This window comes from Nesterenkonia sp. DZ6 (assembly GCF_022565835.1).
GTDB lineage: Bacteria > Actinomycetota > Actinomycetes > Actinomycetales > Micrococcaceae > Nesterenkonia.
Genome location: NZ_JAJOYW010000001.1, coordinates 203658 through 220439 on the forward strand (window position 1 = coordinate 203658; position 16782 = coordinate 220439).

At 65.7% G+C, this 16782-nt stretch carries 11 protein-coding genes and 1 pseudogene; 4 read left to right on the plus strand and 8 right to left on the minus strand.

All coding sequences use genetic code 11. The features are described 5' to 3' along the window. Window positions 1-25: 25 nt before the first annotated feature. Together LTH93_RS00980 and LTH93_RS00985 are read left to right on the plus strand one after the other, a co-directional pair. Window positions 26-1171: a sensor histidine kinase gene (locus LTH93_RS00980; RefSeq protein ID WP_241469612.1), complete on the plus strand. Its 1146-nt coding sequence runs from the start codon at window positions 26-28 to the stop codon at window positions 1169-1171. Continuing rightward, the gene (locus LTH93_RS00985; protein ID WP_241469614.1) at window positions 1168-1815 is read left to right on the plus strand and encodes a response regulator; all 648 of its coding nucleotides are present in this window, start codon (window positions 1168-1170) and stop codon (window positions 1813-1815) included. Before LTH93_RS00980 ends, LTH93_RS00985 begins: the two co-directional genes overlap by 4 nt. A gap of 508 nt (window positions 1816-2323) precedes the next feature. Here LTH93_RS00985 and LTH93_RS00990 read toward each other — a convergent pair. The 4 genes and pseudogenes from LTH93_RS00990 to LTH93_RS01005 form a co-directional block, all read right to left on the minus strand. Next, a complete protein-coding gene (locus LTH93_RS00990; protein WP_241464594.1) occupies window positions 2324-3091 on the minus strand; it encodes a cyclase family protein in 768 nt (255 codons plus the stop codon). Between the two features lie 51 nt (window positions 3092-3142). Further along, window positions 3143-4780, minus strand: coding sequence for a thiamine pyrophosphate-binding protein (locus LTH93_RS00995; RefSeq protein ID WP_241470341.1), 1638 nt, complete (start codon window positions 4778-4780; stop codon window positions 3143-3145). A gap of 475 nt (window positions 4781-5255) precedes the next feature. Continuing rightward, window positions 5256-5540, minus strand: a pseudogene (locus tag LTH93_RS01000) (hypothetical protein); the annotation flags it as partial. Window positions 5541-5549: 9 nt separating this feature from the next. Next, window positions 5550-6365: a CDP-alcohol phosphatidyltransferase family protein gene (locus tag LTH93_RS01005; protein WP_241469616.1), complete on the minus strand. Its 816-nt coding sequence runs from the start codon at window positions 6363-6365 to the stop codon at window positions 5550-5552. An 871-nt stretch (window positions 6366-7236) separates the two neighbouring features. On the opposite strand from LTH93_RS01005, the gene LTH93_RS01010 reads away from it, so the two are divergent. After that, the gene (locus LTH93_RS01010; protein WP_241469618.1) at window positions 7237-8253 is read left to right on the plus strand and encodes an Acg family FMN-binding oxidoreductase; all 1017 of its coding nucleotides are present in this window, start codon (window positions 7237-7239) and stop codon (window positions 8251-8253) included. A 131-nt stretch (window positions 8254-8384) separates the two neighbouring features. On the opposite strand, the gene LTH93_RS01015 is transcribed toward LTH93_RS01010, so the two are convergent. The 4 genes from LTH93_RS01015 to LTH93_RS01030 all read right to left on the minus strand — a co-directional run bounded on the left by LTH93_RS01015 (window position 8385) and on the right by LTH93_RS01030 (window position 14489). Beyond that, window positions 8385-9974, minus strand: a complete 1590-nt coding sequence (locus LTH93_RS01015; protein ID WP_241469620.1) for a serine hydrolase domain-containing protein — start codon at window positions 9972-9974, stop codon at window positions 8385-8387. A gap of 91 nt (window positions 9975-10065) precedes the next feature. Next, window positions 10066-10833, minus strand: a complete 768-nt coding sequence (locus LTH93_RS01020) for an ABC transporter ATP-binding protein (RefSeq protein WP_241469623.1) — start codon at window positions 10831-10833, stop codon at window positions 10066-10068. Window positions 10834-10842: 9 nt separating this feature from the next. Beyond that, window positions 10843-13191 carry an ABC transporter permease gene (locus LTH93_RS01025; protein ID WP_241469624.1) on the minus strand — a complete coding sequence of 783 codons (2349 nt, stop codon included), beginning with the start codon at window positions 13189-13191 and terminating at the stop codon, window positions 10843-10845. A gap of 221 nt (window positions 13192-13412) precedes the next feature. Further along, window positions 13413-14489, minus strand: a complete 1077-nt coding sequence (locus tag LTH93_RS01030) for an alpha/beta fold hydrolase (protein ID WP_241469626.1) — start codon at window positions 14487-14489, stop codon at window positions 13413-13415. Window positions 14490-15881: 1392 nt separating this feature from the next. On the opposite strand from LTH93_RS01030, the gene LTH93_RS01035 reads away from it, so the two are divergent. After that, on the plus strand, window positions 15882-16628 hold the full coding sequence (locus tag LTH93_RS01035; protein WP_241469633.1) for a hypothetical protein: 747 nt from the start codon (window positions 15882-15884) through the stop codon (window positions 16626-16628). The last annotated feature ends 154 nt before the right edge of the window (window positions 16629-16782 follow it).

Genomic DNA, 16782 nt, shown 5'->3' on the forward strand with positions numbered 1-16782 from the left:
CACTCGGGCTGCCTAGGCTGATCAGATGGCCACCAACGCACTTCGCTCGCTTTGGGCCGAACCTCGACCCGCGAATGCCCCGGACCGAGGGCCGCGGGACTGGGCCTTGGTCGCTGTACTGATCTGCTGGTCCCTGTTGGAAGTCGTGCTTCGCCAGGACCTGGCGCCGCTCCCGCTGCTGCTGCTCGCGGTGCTCGCGGTCCTCGGCCCCCTGCTGTGGCGACGCACGCACCCGCTCGTCGCGGTTGCAATCTCCTTCGGCACGTTGACGATCGTAGACATCGTCAGAATCCTCACCGGGTCTCAAGGTGGCCTGCTGAACAGCATGTCGGCGGTGCTGATCCTGGCCTACGCCCTGTTCCGGTGGGGCTCCGGCCGGGAAGCCGCGCGCGGCCTCGGCGTCATCCTGCTCTGGCTGGCCATCACCTACGTCGCCGACCCCATGAGCCTGGCGGAGACGGTCGCAGGGTATGCGTTCTTCCTGTTCGCCGCCGCGCTCGGCGCCGCGATCCGCTATCGCACGAAGATCCACATCCGCGACATCGACCAAGCCAAGTCCCGCGAACGCGAACAGCTCGCTCGTGAGCTCCACGACACCGTCGCCCACCACGTCTCGGGCATCACCATCCAGGCCCAAGCAGGACGTGCCAACGCGGCCTCCCACCCCGAGCGTGCCATCGAGGCCCTGGCTACCATCGAAGACGCAGCGACCCGCACCCTCACCGAGTTGCGCGCCATCGTCGGCGTGCTCCGCGCCTCACAGGACACCGAGTTCGCGCCGCAGCCCGGCGTGGCCGAGGTCGAGCAGCTCGCCACCGATGGCCAGACTCGTCCCTGCGTCAAGGTGACGCTCTCCGGCGAGTTCGATGACCTCAGCCCGGCCGTCGGGGCCGCGATCTACCGCCTGGCCCAGGAGTCCATCACCAACGCACGACGGCACGCGCGCCACGCGACCCAGGTCACCGTCGCCATCACAGGCGACGCCGACCAGGTACGGCTGACCATCGACGACGACGGCTCCGCCGCGGGCGGCCGCGCCCCAGCGGGCTTCGGCCTGGTGGGCATGCGGGAACGCGCTTCACTGCTCGGCGGCACCTTCCACGCAGGCCCCGCCGCCGAGCGGGGCTGGCGGGTAGAAGTGGTCCTGCCCCGAACCGGGACGCCACGATGAGCATCAGGGTCCTCATCGCCGACGACCAGCCGATCGTGCGCACCGGGCTGACGATGCTGCTCGACGCCCAACCCGACATCGAAGTGGTCGGCGCGGCCGCCGACGGGCGCGAGGCAGTCCGCCTGGCCCTCCAGCTGCGCCCCGACGTCGGCCTGTTCGACATCCGCATGCCGCTGATGGACGGCATCGAAGCCACTCGACGCCTCGCCGGCCCCGACGTCACCGACCCCCTGCCGATCGTGGTCATCACCACCTTCGACCTCGACGAGTATGTCCACGGGGCGCTCAAAGCCGGCGCCCGCGGGTTCCTGCTCAAGGACGCCGGACCCGCCCTGCTGACCCAGGCCATCCACGCCGCCGCCGACGGAGACGCACTCATCGCTCCCAGCGTGACCGTCCGACTGCTCGCAGCATTCGCGCACGCACAGACCTCACCACCGAGGCAGCCGATAGAACCGCTCACCGCCCGCGAGGAGGAGGTCCTCGTGCCTGTAGCCCAAGGTCACACCAACAACGAGATCGCCAGCGAGCTTTACATCACCCCAAGCACCGCCAAAGCCCACCTCGCCAGCCTCATGCGAAAAATCGGCGCCCGAAACCGCGTCGAGGTCGCCATGTGGGCCCACGAGACCGGCCGAATCTGACGCCGCGAAGGTTCCCGGCGCAGATCCGAATGCTTCCCAAGCCCATCCGATGTCGCTCGAATCAAGGAACAGCGGTCGCCTCCAAACCGTCTTCATCCAAGGTGAAGACCACGGTGCCGTGGAGATCAGTGCGGTAGACCGCGGCACCGAGGCCCTCCAACGTGCAGATGATCTCCGCAGCGGGATGCCCATAGGTGTTCTCCTGAACTTCAGAATTCAGAATCTTGGGACTGCCACCATGGCGAAGGACGGGTGGACGGCGGCAGCCTGGCGCGTGCAGTAGGAACCGTCCGACTTGCGCGGAATGCTTGATACCAGCTCGGTGCACCAAGCCCGGTGTGCCTCGTCGAACGGGGCGTCCCTGTTGCCCTTGAAGTGAGCCTCATTGACTTCGGGAGCACTGTCGGTGGCGCGGCGAGATCCTCGCCTGGACGGTCCTTTGTAGACGTCGTCTGGCCACACCTGCGCATTCGGCTAGTCGCGCCGACCTTGAACCACTAGACGGTGATCAGATGAGCGCGTAGACCCGTGACGGGCTCGCTGTGCCGTCCACGATGGGCAAAGGAGCTACCACCAGCATCGCTCCTACGGTTGGAAGTTTGTCCAAGTTCTGCAGCGAGGTGATTCCATACTTGTCATTGCCCAGCAAGTGATAGTGGACAGGAAATGGCGGGTCCAGTTCCGCACCGCGACCGGCATCGATTCCGACCGTTTCTACTCCGATGCCGGAGAGCGAAGTCTCCTCTGCGATCCAAAGGGCCGCCTCTGCCGAGATCCCAGGAGTGTGTGAGCCGGTGTCGTCGGCGTTGAGGAACGACTCCTGATCTTGAGAGAATCGGTCCCACCCGGTGCGCAGGAGCAGCCAACCGTTATGTGGCAACGGCCCATTCTCGGTCTCCCAGACACGAATATCGTTGATCTGGAGCAGGAAGTCCGGGTCATCTTCGACCTGCGCCCTGACGTCCAGCACCGCGGCAGGGCCGATCAACCGTTCAGGCGGGATAGAGGATACATCGTGACCTCCTCGTCCTGACACCCAGTGAACCGGGGCATCGATATGGGTGCCGACGTGTTCACCAGTGTGAATGTTGTGGTGTTTCCAGAACGGCCCCTGTGCGTCGTACTCAGCGACCTTGTCCAAGCTGAAGTCGATCAGGTTGACGAAGGGTTCAGGCAGCTTCAAGGTAGGAGTTGAGGCGGACAGCGGATTTGTGAGATCGACGATGCTGACGGATTTGTCGAACAAACCGGCGATCAGAGCATTGACTGCAGTCACTTGGCTATACCTTATTCTCGAGAGTTGATCTGCGGTGAGTGTATCGGAGCTTCAGTGCCCCTTGAAAGCTTCTGCCAGCCACCATGAACCTCCATCGTCTGCGATTTTCGCGTCGATTACCACCGGACAATTGGGGTCAGACGAAACCCATTCACGTAGGGGTTCGAGGTCTTCTGTGGAGCGTACGGTGATACCTGTGGCGCCGAATCCTCGCGCAATGGCAGCAATGTCTGTGTCTGGAAAAGTCACCGTTGTCAGGTCCTGGTCTTCTCCGAAGTGGTGTACCTCAGCTGAGTAGGCAGCATCGTTGTAGACCACCACCACCAGTGGCAGTTGAAGGCGCACGGCAGTTTCCAATTCCTGGACGGCCATAAGGAACCCACCGTCACCTGTTCCCAGAACTGGCATCCGGTGAGGTTGCGCCAGTGCTGAACCAATAGCGGTGTATAAGCCCAGCCCGATCGATTGGAAAGCCTGCGTGAAGCAGAAACCGAACTCGTCGGGGACGTCGAAATATTGGCTTGGGTAACCCATGAAGTTGCCGGAGTCGATGCTGACGATGCGCTCAGCAGGAAGAATCCGATTGATCTCCTTGGAGAGCTCGCGCGGATCGACACTCTGTCCTGGAGTGCCCAAGACCTCGGTCGGCGTCTGATCCCAACGCGAGAGAGTCGCAATGCGTTGTCGCACTTCAGTGGTGCGGTAGCGGGTCCTCTCCCGACCATCGAACGCTCCCAACAGTGCCTGGGCGACGCCGGCAGCACTCCCAAGGACCGGTATGTCGACAGGACGCTGTGCACCGAGTGCGGAGTCTTCCACGTCAATCTGAGCAACCACGGTGTCACGACCGATGAGCTTCCCATGGCGCATCGTCCACATGTTGAGCGCGCAGCCGAACGCTACTATCAGGTCGGCATCACTGATCAACTCTGCGGTCAAGGGCGAGGAGAAGCCGCCAGAGATGCCGAGGTCGAAGTCGTCCCCATGGAACAGCCCTTTCGCCACGGCACTGGTGGCCAGCAGGGCTCCAGTCGCCCGGGCCAGCGCTGCGATGTCCCTCTTCGCGCCGCGTCCGCCGCGCCCTGCCACGAATACCGGCCGCTCGCTGTGAGATATCGCCTCGATGAGTTTCTCGAGGTCCCCCTCGGAAGGCGCGGTCTCGGGTCGTGGCTCAACGGTGAGGTGGGGAATCTCTCCGATCGCCTCGGATGCCTGGACATCCAGGGGCAGGTTCAAGACCACCGTGCGACGGTCCCTCACGGCTGTCCGATAGGCCCGCAGGGTGTCGGTGAGAGCGGATTCTGCTGAATGGACCCGGTCGGGTTCTGCGAGCAGAGCGCGGGCGAAGTCCCTCTGGTCCATTGCGAAATTGGAATGGACCTGGGCAGCGGCGGTCTCAGCTGCCAGCACGATCATGGGAGTGCGTGACTTGGCGGCCTCACTGATTCCGGTGCCGGCATTGGTCAGGCCGCACCCCTGATGGAGGCTCAAGACGCTGACCTGTCCGCTCATTCGTGAATAAGCATCCGCCATCGTCGCCGCACCGCCCTCATGCCTCGAAGCGGTGAACGGAACCCCCGCGTCACGCAAAGCGTTGGTGACGACGAAATTGCCACTGCCAACTACACCGAAGGCATGGCCGACACCGAGGCGCGCCAGGTAGGCGCCGACCTGTTCTGCGACGGTCATCATCTGCTCTCCTAAAACGTTGGAATCACCGGTGTACCTTAGCTGGCTACCGGTGCACAAGACGCCTTCCGAGCACTATCTGTGGCAGGTTGGGTATTGCGTCGAAGGCTTGTCAGGTCACGTCACGGTGTCGAGGATTCTCTTATCGGGGGTTCCGGCCCGCCGAATCACGTCCTGGACCACTGGCCAGTGGGTGCTCTGGTCCAAATCGGGCCTCAACCACGCTGGGCCGCCCAAGAAACTCTGGACGGCTCCTTCGCCCAGACGGAGTTCTTCGGCTCGACGAAGTGACGTTATCGGAGCCAGTGCCACCTGGGGGCATCCGCAATGTGGTGGTTCATCAGCTCACTCAGTGCATGCTCTACTGCGTCATGCGTCTGATCTGGCTGCCCCGGTACGCGCGGGTCCTCCGCTGAGATCACCTTCCAGCCGTCGGCGGCCAGAGCGTGTGCCATGTGACTGGCGTGCTGACGGTCTACATGTGCTTTCCAGAACCCTCCGTGCAGCAGGACGGCCGATCCCAGCTCAGGTCAGGGTGTAGCAACGGCCTGAATCGTTCAGTATCCAGCAGCGATCTGGTGATGCGTCGGGCGAGATTCCGGATCCGCAGAGCCCGTGCCCGCAGGTACTCGAGCCTGCCGTTGATGACTGTGGGCCGGTTGGAAGTCCCCGGCCTCTCGAAGTAGGCCAGGATGTCAGCAGCCCGACGATGGAACGCCCGGCCTACGTCTACCAGTTCATGCAAGTGCCGCGGTACGCCCCCGATTGATCAGAGTTCTGCAGCACAGTGCGTGCAGTGCCGAACAGCCACATTGCCACCCACAGCTGAGGAGCTGTCCGCCGCACTGGCTGAGTCCGCCGCGCCCCCGATCTGATTTCGTCGATTCAGCGTCAGGCGCAGGCTCAGGGCTACGTAGTAGAGCATGTAGCCGCCGGACAAGGCGATCAGCCACAGGCTCGGTGAGGGGTACTGCACAAGAATCAGCGCGTACAGGCCCAGCCACAGCATGGTGAGCGTCATGGTCAACCACCACGCGGTCTCGGTTCTGGAGGGGTAGACGTATTTGATCGGAACGAAGACGAGCACTGTCAGGACAAGCAGCGCGGTGGTGGTCGCGGCAGTGCTGGCGCCGAGCACGATGAGGTAGAACGCCGCAATGTTCCAGTAGCTGGGGAACCCGACGAAGAAGTGGTCGTCGGTCTTCGCGTCGCTGCGGCAGAACTGATAGCAGGACGCGAGCAGAGGCACGGAGGCCACAACGCCGCCGAGCCAGCCGCCCGGCAGATAGCCTGCGCTCCACAGAAGCACCATCGGTGCAAAGGCGTAGGTGATGTAGTCGATGATGTTGTCCAGCAGCGCACCGTCGAAGCCCGGCACCACCTCCTTGACGCGGAATCGGCGTGCCAGAAAACCGTCAGAGCCGTCGATGATCATTGCGGCGAGGAAGAGCCACAGCACGACCTCGACTTCACCGGCATAGGACATGTGCACCATCAGCAGCGCAAGGACCACACCCAGCGCGGTATAGGCATGGACCGACATCGCCCTCAGGCGTTGCCACGAACCGGATTGAGGTGCAGACATGGCCTCACCCTAGTCTGCTCAATCTGCCGGCGGCCACATCGGTCTGGCGCATCATCACAGCGGTAAACGGTGGTCTGTTCGCATCGCTGGATGTCGCCCCCGCTGGACGAAAGACGGTCTCGACGGATCCCTGTCCTATACGGTCTCCGGTCCGTAGCAATCGCCATTGCATGGGGTCCATGACGGTTTGGTCCCCGACGGAGACTTGCGGGGTGCGCTACACACCCCAGATGGCGGTGAAGCTCATACTGCTCACGAGACAGGTTCGTGGACCGTCGTGGAAAGGGAACGCAATGCCCAGCGACGCCGTCATGCCGTTCGCCCACCACCGCACTCGACCCGCCGAAGCGTTCTTGCGCCACGGCTCCCGTGACCAGCATCCAGCCCGCCAGCAGTGCAACCTCGAATCCCACGATTGCAACCGTCACGGCAGCCAAACAAGGGGATTCCAGGTGTGCCACCTGCGGGTACTCCTCGGCGAGGCCCGCGGCGATGCGTGGAACCACGATGACTTGCGCGATGAGGGCTCCCAGAGCCAACGCTCCCTGAGTGATTCAGATGCCGAGAAATTCTGACCTGGTCATGCCTAGACGCTCCTCATACTCCTCCTAGTTCTGCGCACTAGCAGTGGCAGGGTTCTCTGGTTCATCCGCTGGAGAACCTTTGCGAGAACCCTTGCCTCTCATTGCAGCAAGGCCGCTGCACTGCTGGACCAGGCTGGTACAGGCCCGGTGACCGCAGCGGTTGCCCATCGCGCGGTGTCAACAAGCTCGTGGCTGAGACCAGCTTGTCCGCCCTTGCGACGCTCCCACCGGTCTAGGCAGGATGGAACCGCAGGCTCGGTCACGTTTACGGCGAAGGGTGGGCCGCGATGTTCAAGTCCGTTACCTATGATCGCGTCGCGGCCATGTCGCGGCAACCTGGTCGCGTTGGAAACCGTGACAATCTGGAGCTGGTCCGCCTGGCCACGCTCGCCGCCTCCAGCCATAACACTCAACCATGGCGTTTCCGCGTCGGTGAGCAATTCATCTCGATCCAACCCGACCGCACCCGCCGATGCCCAGTGGTGGATCCAGCAGACGCACACCTCTACCGAAGCCTGGGCTGTGCCGCAGAAAACCTGGTACATGCCGCTTCGCTCCAGGGCTATGCCGCGACGGTGAACTACGACGACGTAGCCGACGCGGTGGTGGTTTCGATAGATGCGGTGCCTGGTGTAACGGCGACGGAGCTGTCGAGGGCGTTGGTCACCCGCCAATGCAACAGGGGGATGTATGACGGGACTCCGGTCATTCCCGAGCATATCGCCCTCCTTATGGGAGCCGGCACCGGTCGAGAAGTGCGTTGCCTGATTCTCACCGAGACAGCCGAGATCTCCGCCGTGTCTGAACTGGTCGAGCGGGGAAACCTTGCGCAACTGACTGACGGGGCCTTCCGCGAAGAGCAGCTCAGCTGGCTCAGGTTCAACCCAGCGTCGGCCCTGAGGCAACGTGATGGTCTGACGGGCCGGGTGAACCGGCAACCACCGCTGCCCACGGCGCTCGGCAAGACCATGGCTCCTGTGCTGATCAACGCGGCCGCGCAAGCCAAGACGGACAGCGCCCGGCTGGCGTCCTCCGCAGGGGTGGCGATATTCCTCGCCTCCACCGACACCAAGGGGGCATGGGTCGAGACCGGTCGCGCTTACGAGCGGTTCGCCCTGCAGGCCGAGCTCCTCGACATCCGCTCGGCGTTCCTGAACCAGCCAATCGAGGTGCCTGCGCTGCGCGACGAACTCAGGGCCCTCCTTCACATCACTGAGGAGCCACAGCTCCTGGTCCGGTTCGGACACGGTTCCAGGGCGCCGTACAGCCTTCGCCGTCCACCTCGAGAGGTGATCGTCGACTGACACGCTGGACGCCGGGACGTGCTCATCTCGCCGACCTGCCTGGCGCGCGGGGTCGTGCTCGTAGCGGAGTCTTGTCGGCTCTTCGCCCCACGTCTGGAACTAGCCGCCAGGAGCGTGATCGCACGCCATCGTCATGAGCGAGGTCCTTGGCGGGCAGGCAGTCGATCCCGTGAAGCCGGTCCGGCCGCTGCGTGCGCGTCATCACGGCGTCGGAGGAGTGGGAGGAGCCGCAGCACGGCCGTGAGGAAGAGGATGACCGCCAGGGCAGCAACCACGAGGGCGAGGTCGGGGGCCCAGGTCCACGCGCTGGCCCAACCGAGGGTCATCAGCAGGAGCACCAGGGCCGCAGCCGTCACCGTCCTGGTCGCGACCCCGACTCCCCGCCATACCCGGCGTCGTTCACGGATGGAGGTGCCCACGGCCCGGGAGGCTCGCAGCAGCCCCCACAGGGCGAGACCGAGGGGAATGAGCACCGCGAGGTCGAACAACAGGTAGAAGCGCTGAAAGGACGGCAGCTCCAGGACAGGCTGGCCCAGGGCGGCGTGGGCGACGTTGCGCGTCACACGGTCGGAGATGAACGGGTTCCCGGGCACGGGGCTCTCGTTGGAGGCGTTGACCACGGTCGCGACCGCGACGTCCTCGGCCGGTGAGAAGAGCAGCAGAGTCGAAGTGTCCGGGGTGTTCCCGGGGTGGAAGACCACGTCGTCTCCCCACGGGCCGCCACGGAACCAACCCATCGCGTAGTGCGAGGCCTGCCCGTCGGCCCACGGGCCGAGGTGGGCGTCCATGGCCGGCGCGAGCATGGTCTCCAGTGCCTCGGCGGACACGATCCGGGTGCCGTCCGCAGCGAGCCCACCGGCGAGGTACATCGCAAGGTACCGGCCGAGGTCCTCGGCCGACGAGATGAGATAACCGGCCGCCAGGGTCGCCTGCCGCTGGGTGGGGTCGGTCGCCACCGGCAGTCCGAACCAGAATCGGTGCCCGCTGCTCAACCCGTCGGCCGCCGCCGGCGCGGAGGCGACGTGGCTGTGAGTCATCTCCAGCGGGTCGAAGATTCGCAGTTGGACGTAGTCCCCATAGGTCAGACCGGAAACCCGCTCGACCACAAGCCCGGCAAGCACAAAGTTGACGTTGGCGTACGCCCACCGCTCCCCCGGCGATGACACCAGCACCGCCCCGGACACTTCGGCGACCGCCTCCTCCGGCGTCCCGTCCGCGGCAGACGCCAGCAACGGCCCGCCCGTCAGGTCGTCCAGACCGCTGGTCTGCTGCAGCAAGTGACGCACCGTGATCTCGTCGACGGGCTCCCCCGGCGCCAGCTCGAACTCTGGCACATACTCACGAACCGGCGCGTCGAGCTCGACCTCACCAGAGTCGACCAGCTGCAGAACCGCCAACGCGGTGAACGACTTGCTCGCCGACCCGATCACGAACGGGGTGGCCCCAGTCGCCGCCCGACCCGCACCGGCATCGCCCACACCCCGAGCCTGCACCCGTCCACCAGAGACAACCGCCACAGCACCTCCGGGGATGCCGACCTCCTCCAGCTGTTCGCCCAGGACGTCCTCGGCGCGCTCGATCGAGCGCGCAGCCTCATCCGCAGTGTCACGCACCCCTCCCTGCGACACGGCGACAGATGTCGGCGCTGGCACCATTAACAGCAGCGCGGCGGCGACCGCGGTCAGCACCCTCAGCCAGAACCGAGACACTCGGACGGTCATGACCTCCCCACCCCGGCGAACAGTGCCCCAGGTCTGGCCGCGACCCTCACAGCTCTTCCCGCGGACTCCCTGTCGGTTGTCGAGATCTGTCTCATCGGGCGCGGACCGGTTCGCCGGCCATCAGCCATTGGCTCAGGTCGGTCTGCCGCTTGTCGAGGTGGGTGCCGTCGTACCGCCCCTGCCGTCGGTCACCGATGATCCGGCCGTCGACCATGGACAGGACGCGCTCGGTGCGGGCGGCGACCCGGGGGTCGTGGGTCACGATCATGAGGGTCATGCCGTCGTCGTTGAGCTCGGTGAGGATGTCCATGATCTCGGTGGCGGCCGCGGAGTCGAGCGCGCCGGTGGGTTCGTCGCCGAACAGGATGGTGGGGGAGTTGATCAGGGCGCGGCAGATGCCGATGCGCTGCAGCTGTCCGCCGGAGGCCTGCGAGACGTCGCGGTCGGCCAGGTCCGCGACACCGGTCCGGTGCATGAGCGCCAGTGCGCGGTCGTTGAGCTCGGTGCGTGGTGCAAGTCCGGCAAGGTAGGCCGGCAGGATGATGTTGTCGAGCAGGCACAGATTCTTCAGCAGGTGGACGTGCTGGAAGATGAACCCCATGCTGGTCAACCGCAGGCGGGCCAGGTCCTTCTGCTTCATCGAGGCCAGGTCCTGACCGGAGAAGGTGACGGTGCCGGCGCTCATGGTGTCCATGCCACTGATGGTGTAGAGCAGGGTGGACTTGCCCGACCCCGAGGGTCCCATCACGGACAGGTACTCGCCGGCGCGGACCTGCAGGTCCACGCTGTGCAGCACGGTCCGTCCGGAGAAGGCCCTGGTCAGTCCGGTCGCCTGCAGGAGGGGGGTGTCGGTGTTCATCGCGGTCGCCTATTCGGTGGTGAGGGTGGAGATGCTGGCCTCGGAGATGGAGCGGGAGCTGGCGCTGGTGGTGAGGGCCACGGTCGCGAGCAGGGCGGCGGGCAGGGCCAGGTAGGTGAGGAGGGGGTTGACCATGAAGTCGATGCGGCTGGTGCCCTGTCCGAGCGACTCGATGCCGCCGTAGACGAACTCGAACATGAGGTTGAACATCCCCTGGCCCAGGGTGTTGGCCGCCACGGTCCCGACGACGACGCCGATCAGGAGCACCAGCAGCATCCGGGTGAGGTACTGCCGCCGCAGACCGGCGTCGTCGGCACCGACCGCGCGCTGCACGGCGATCTGGCCGGCGTCGCGGGCCAGGAGCATCCGCACGAACAGGGCGGTCATCAGAGCGGCCAGGGCCAGCGCCACGGCGGCGGAGACGAGCGCGGTGATGGTGATCTGCTCGGCGATCGGGCCCAGGGTCTGGATCCGCCATTGCTCGATGTCCGCGACCGTGGCCGGGGCGAACTCGTCGGCGAAGGCGGCGGCCTTGTCACCGGCATCGGTGCCTGGCACCAGCTCGACACCGGCCATGTACCACATGACCTCGCCCTCACCGGTGGGCAGCACGGACTTCGACGTCGTCCCCCCGTTGGTGATGTCCTGGTAGCTCCCGACGACCGCCAGCTCCCGTTCCTGGGTTCCTACCTGGACCGGGAGGGTGTCACCGACCTGGCGCCCGGTCTGGTTCATCGCGAGCAGTGACAGCGCGATCTCGGTGCCGTCGACCGGTGCCCGACCCTCGGCATACGTCAGCGGGAGCAGGGTGTGGTTCCCGTTCTCCACGTAGAGGCTCGCTGTGTTCCCGTCCTTGTCGATGGTGTCGTTGCGGGTGGTGACCATCGGGGCGACGGCGCTCACCTCGGGGTCGGACTCCAGCCGCTCGACGATCCGTGCGAACTGCTCCGCCGAGGCGGGGTCCGCCTGCCGCAGCTCAATGCGCATGTCGACCTGGCCGGTACCCATGTAGTTGACGAAACCGGGGGCACTGGCCGTCGCGGCCGAACTGATAGGCACGATGATGATGAAGGTGCTCACGGCGAAGACGAGGAAGAGCAGCAGGTAGGTCGGCGCGCGGCTCACGACGTCCATCACACCGAGGCGGAGCTGCACCGGCATCCTCGAGCGGTGCAGCCGCATACTCGACCTGGACCGCCCGCCGGCGGACCCCGCGCTGAGCGCGGCCACGGCGCTGATCTTGTCGAAGCGGCGCAGCAGCAGGACCACGAACAGCACGAGCAGGGTCAGCACCGCCAGTGCGGCCAATACGGGGACCACCCAGTTCCAGACGCTGGGGACCGAGCCCATGTAGCGGGTGATGTTGCGGGTGAGCACAGGCGTCAGCACCAACCCGACGGGCAGGCCCAGCACCGTGGCGACCCCCGCCAGGAGCGCGTACTTGGTCAGGTAGATCCGTTTGATGCCGCGCCCGGGGGCACCGATGGCCTTCAGGACCCCGATCTCGCGGTAGTCCTGTTCGGCCGCGGTCAGGAACGAGAACCGCAGGCACAGCATCCCCACGACCAGCAGCAGCGCAGCCACGAGGATGATGACAGCAGCCACCATCCCGTCACCGACCATGGTGAACATGCGGAACGCTGCGGCGTCCACCATCTGACCCGCCGCCGGCATCCCCGAGTCCTGGTAGGCCTTCTGGAAGGTCGCACTCTGGCTTTCGGGGTCGTGCAGCCAGAATTCGATGAGCTGCTCCACCTGCCCGGTGTGCGCACGCACCTCCTCCAGGTCTGACGGTGACACCGCCAGCCGCTTGGAGCTGGTCACCGCAGGGTTCATGATCGAGTCGCGGGCGAAGCCGGCGATCACCAGCTCGGTGGCGAAGCCGTCCGAACCGGTGATCCGCACGGGGTCTCCCACATCCAGCCCCGCCTCCACCTGGTAGATGACCGGCAGTACGATAGTGCCCGGCTCCACCTCGAGGATCGGCTCGTTGTCCAGGTCGAGCAGCAGGTCCCGCTCCTGGTTCGGCACCACCAGCGAGTTCTGCTGGATGTTGTCGGTCTGGGCCACCCCGTCGAAGAACAGGTCCGACCCACCGATGCCCAGCAGCAGCATGGTCTGGTGGTCGGCCACCTCTTCCCGGCCGGCCACCCAGGCGTCAAGCTGCTCCTGGTCGTGGAGGCCCGCATGCAGCTGCGCCACGTGGGGAGCATCGGCCTGGGTCATCAGACTGTCCGACGCTCCGACCAGCCGGACCAGGGTCCCGGCGCTCGCGGTCGCCAGCACCACTGCGAGCATCATCAGCAGAACGAGGATCAGGGTGACCCCGCGGTTGCGACGGTAATCTCGGAGGACCATGCGGGCGTACACGACGCCTCACTCTCTAGCGGCTTGTGAAACTAGTCAAGCACTCGGTTGGTCGGCCGCGCAAGACTCTTTCCCCGCGACCGATCGCAGCGGTGATGACCGGTAGCTGGACCGGCATCGGCCCCCGCGACCTTCTGGCTCGTCACCATGGACCCGGCCGTCGGCAACTCCCCCACGGGGGCATGGCCCCATCTCGGCCGAGAGTCATCTCTTCAGGCACCGTTGCCATCTGCGAGGGCCGTTGTGCCGGTGAGTACGTCGTGCTCGACGACGCGATGGGCTTTGCGGGGCTCCTCCAGAAGAGGGCTGTGTGCCGAGTCGTCGAAGACGTAGAAGCCCTTGACAGGGGCTTGCAGCTGCTCGAAGTAGTCCCTCGCCAGAGAGGTGGCACAGGTGTAGTCGTATTTGCCTTCGAGGAAGTACACCGGGATCTGCAGTGCTGGGACGGTGCTGCGTAAGTCGGTCCTGATGAACTGGTCCCACAGTCCGAAGCCCCGCGAGAACACTCGGCCGCGCCACAGGTTCAGTTTCTCCTTCGGTGTGTAGCCGCGGAAGCGCCAAGAGGCCAGAAAGATGCCGGAGATGACAGACCTCATGTCGTGAGTGGTGCCGATCCCGAGGCTGTGCATGGCGGTGTCGCGGACCTTCAGGTAAGGGGTCGGCGTTCCTTCGGTCAAGGTGACCGGGCTCGCCTCCAGCACGCGCACCATGCCCGTATCTCCACGTCGACGGTACTCGGTCAGCATGTAGTCGTAGGCGATCTTCTCGGACTCAAGCTGGTGGACCATCTGCGCCATGCCGAGGTAGGCCGCATACCGCTCTGGTGATCGTGCGGCGGCTTGCAGGGCGATGTGACTGCCCCAAGAGTGTCCGAGCAGGTAGATCCGGTCCTGTTCGAACCGGCCGCGCAAGTAGTCGGTCACCGCGATCGTGTCGTCGATGAACTGCTCGATGGTCATGGACTCGGGCGGGATGCGGGGGTCGTATGAGAGGGCTGCGCCGCGCTGGTCCCACCAGACGATGGTGAACAAGTCCTCCAGGCCCGTCGGGCACTGCTGAGTGAGGGGGTAGTCGGGCATGCCTGGCCCGCCGTGCACCCAGAGCAGCACCGGATTGGTGGCGTCCTGGCCGCGGATGACCATGCCCTGGTGCACACCGTTGATGGACACGGCACGCTTCTCGGAGATGCTGCCGGGGACCGTGCGGCCGTCGGCGTCTAGGAACGCCTCGGTAGTTCCTGGGCTCCACCACGCCAAGAGCCCCGTGACGGCCAGTGTCGGAACCAGCATCACGACCACTGTCCTTCTGAGTCCTCGTCGGACGTCCCACATCCAGTCTCCTGCGACGGGGGATCGTTCAGGGCTGCGCGGTCGAACCGTGAAGGCACGCGGGAGCCGCTTCATGGCGTCCCACGACCATCTGGCCTGTTCTGACCTGGATCGTGCCTGATCGCAGACGAGGATGTGAATCGGGCCGGCGAGGAGCAGACGGGCACGCGAACGTCGGTCGCGTGAGAGGAGGCACTGAGTCCTGCCGTCCGGGAAGGGATCCCCTCATGCCCGATACCGGTGGTGCTCGTGTCGCGGCTCCTGATAGTGCGAGAGCTGTAGCGGCATATGACGACGCAGTACATCGAGGCTCCGCCTCGTGGAGGCTCCAGACGGTCCGCTGCTCCCAAGTTCGGCGCCGCCACTCTGTACCGGACTTGCGCGGCATTGATTCCCAGGGTGCTTCCAACCGCTCGACGACGACACGGAGCAGACGGTGTGACGGCGATGATCTGCGTCACCCCCGTTGCCTCTCGACAACTCTGGAACCGGGGACCAAGTGGAGCAACACGGGCGCAGGACCTGGACGGAGGCGCTCCCCATAGACCGCAGCGACCATGAGTGAACCGCCGACAGCGACCTGTCGCACGCGTTGCGGGTGAGCGGGAACTGCGAACACGGGACCTCCAGAGGGCGCCATGGGTTTGCAGCGGCGGGTCCCCTGCAGCCGATCTCAGCATGCGCCTCGTCCCGGTCCGCACGACAGGGCCTTTGGTCACTTCTGGTCGGGCCTTCGCCACTAGTGGTCGTCTGTGCGCCGTCGTACGGTGGTCGTGTCAGTCGAAGTCGCCCAGGATGCGGGGCGCGAAGATGGAGGATTGCCATGACTGATATGTGGCTCACTGAGGGGCCGAAACGGCAGCGCAAGCCCCACGTCGCCTCAGTCGTAGGCGCTTCCACGCCGCCAGCTCATGGTGTCCGGGACGGCCAGCCGTCGACCGCTGTGTCGGTCGTCATGGCCGTGCTCGTACCGGCCACCGCCGGACTGTTGGCTGCCGGGGTTCGGCTGGATCCGCCACTGCGCGGCCCCTCGCCGTCGGTCCCCGCCTGCGTGCTTCAAGGGGACCATCGCGCTGCACGCCGACGGCAGCCCCGAACTGCGCGGACGCTGCGAACTCGAACGTACCGAGGACCGGGTGACGCTCACGCTCGATCGGGTCGGAGCGTGGCGCACACGGCAGCGCCGCCCGCTGCTCACGGCGCTGTTCCGGTTACCGATATTCCGCCGGTGGCCGATGAGCCACCGCTGGCTGGCGACGCTGGATCGCGCCGCACCCACGAGCTCCGGGTGGACATCGCGATGGTTCCGGAACTCGTGAACGTGCGGTCCGGACACAGGACCAGGGAGGAACCATGAACACACCGCACACAACTTCGGCACGCGAGCAGCACGAAGGCGCTGCCTGGGGGCGCCGGGTCGGCACGGGCCTGGTCGTAGCGAGCGCCGTCTATGTGGTTGCAGCCTCGATGATGGGCCTGGTGTTCGCCTCTTCCCCACCGCCGCGGCTGCTCGAGGGAATGTACGACTTCGAGCAGGGCCGCGCGCTATACCAGTGGGGGTTCGTCGGTGCCTCGCTGCTCGCCCCCGCGTTCGTCTCCATCGTGCTGCTTCTGGCAGCCGCGGCGGGCGTACCCCCGTCCTCGGTGCGCCGGTCGACAGCCGGTGTGCTCCTGGGCGCCTACGTCGCGTTCGCGACGCTGGCCTACACCTCCCAGTACACGTTCTTCCCCGACCTCGTGGACCGCGACCCCACAATCGCCGCGCAATGGTACTTCCACGACGTCGAGTCCATCCCCTACGCCATCGACCTCGCCGGCTACGCACTCCTTGGTGCCGCCGCACTGCTCCTGGCCAGCCTCCTGGCCGAACACGGTCGACGCTGGTTGGCTGGTTGGCTCACGGGGATGGGTGCGCTCTCCATCGCGGCATTCGTGCTGTACGCCGCAGGGACGGGCCCCCTCGCGGGCATCGTCAGCCTCACCAGCGCCGTGATGTCGCTACCGATCGCCACGCTCGCTTTCCTCCAAGGCCGCACCCTACGAGCCGACGGCACGAGACCTGGTCCCCAAGATGGGTGCACGGCGAGATCACCCGTCTAGGGGGGGGTGGCACATGCTGACCAGCCCCGCGCACCCCCTCCATCGGGGCGCGCCACAGCTGCCCCTGACCGCCGGTGCGACGGCGATCGCCATCGCGGGCACGAGTGCTTACCTCAGCACGTCCGGGGCCGTGGCGTACTGCGAGTGAACGACG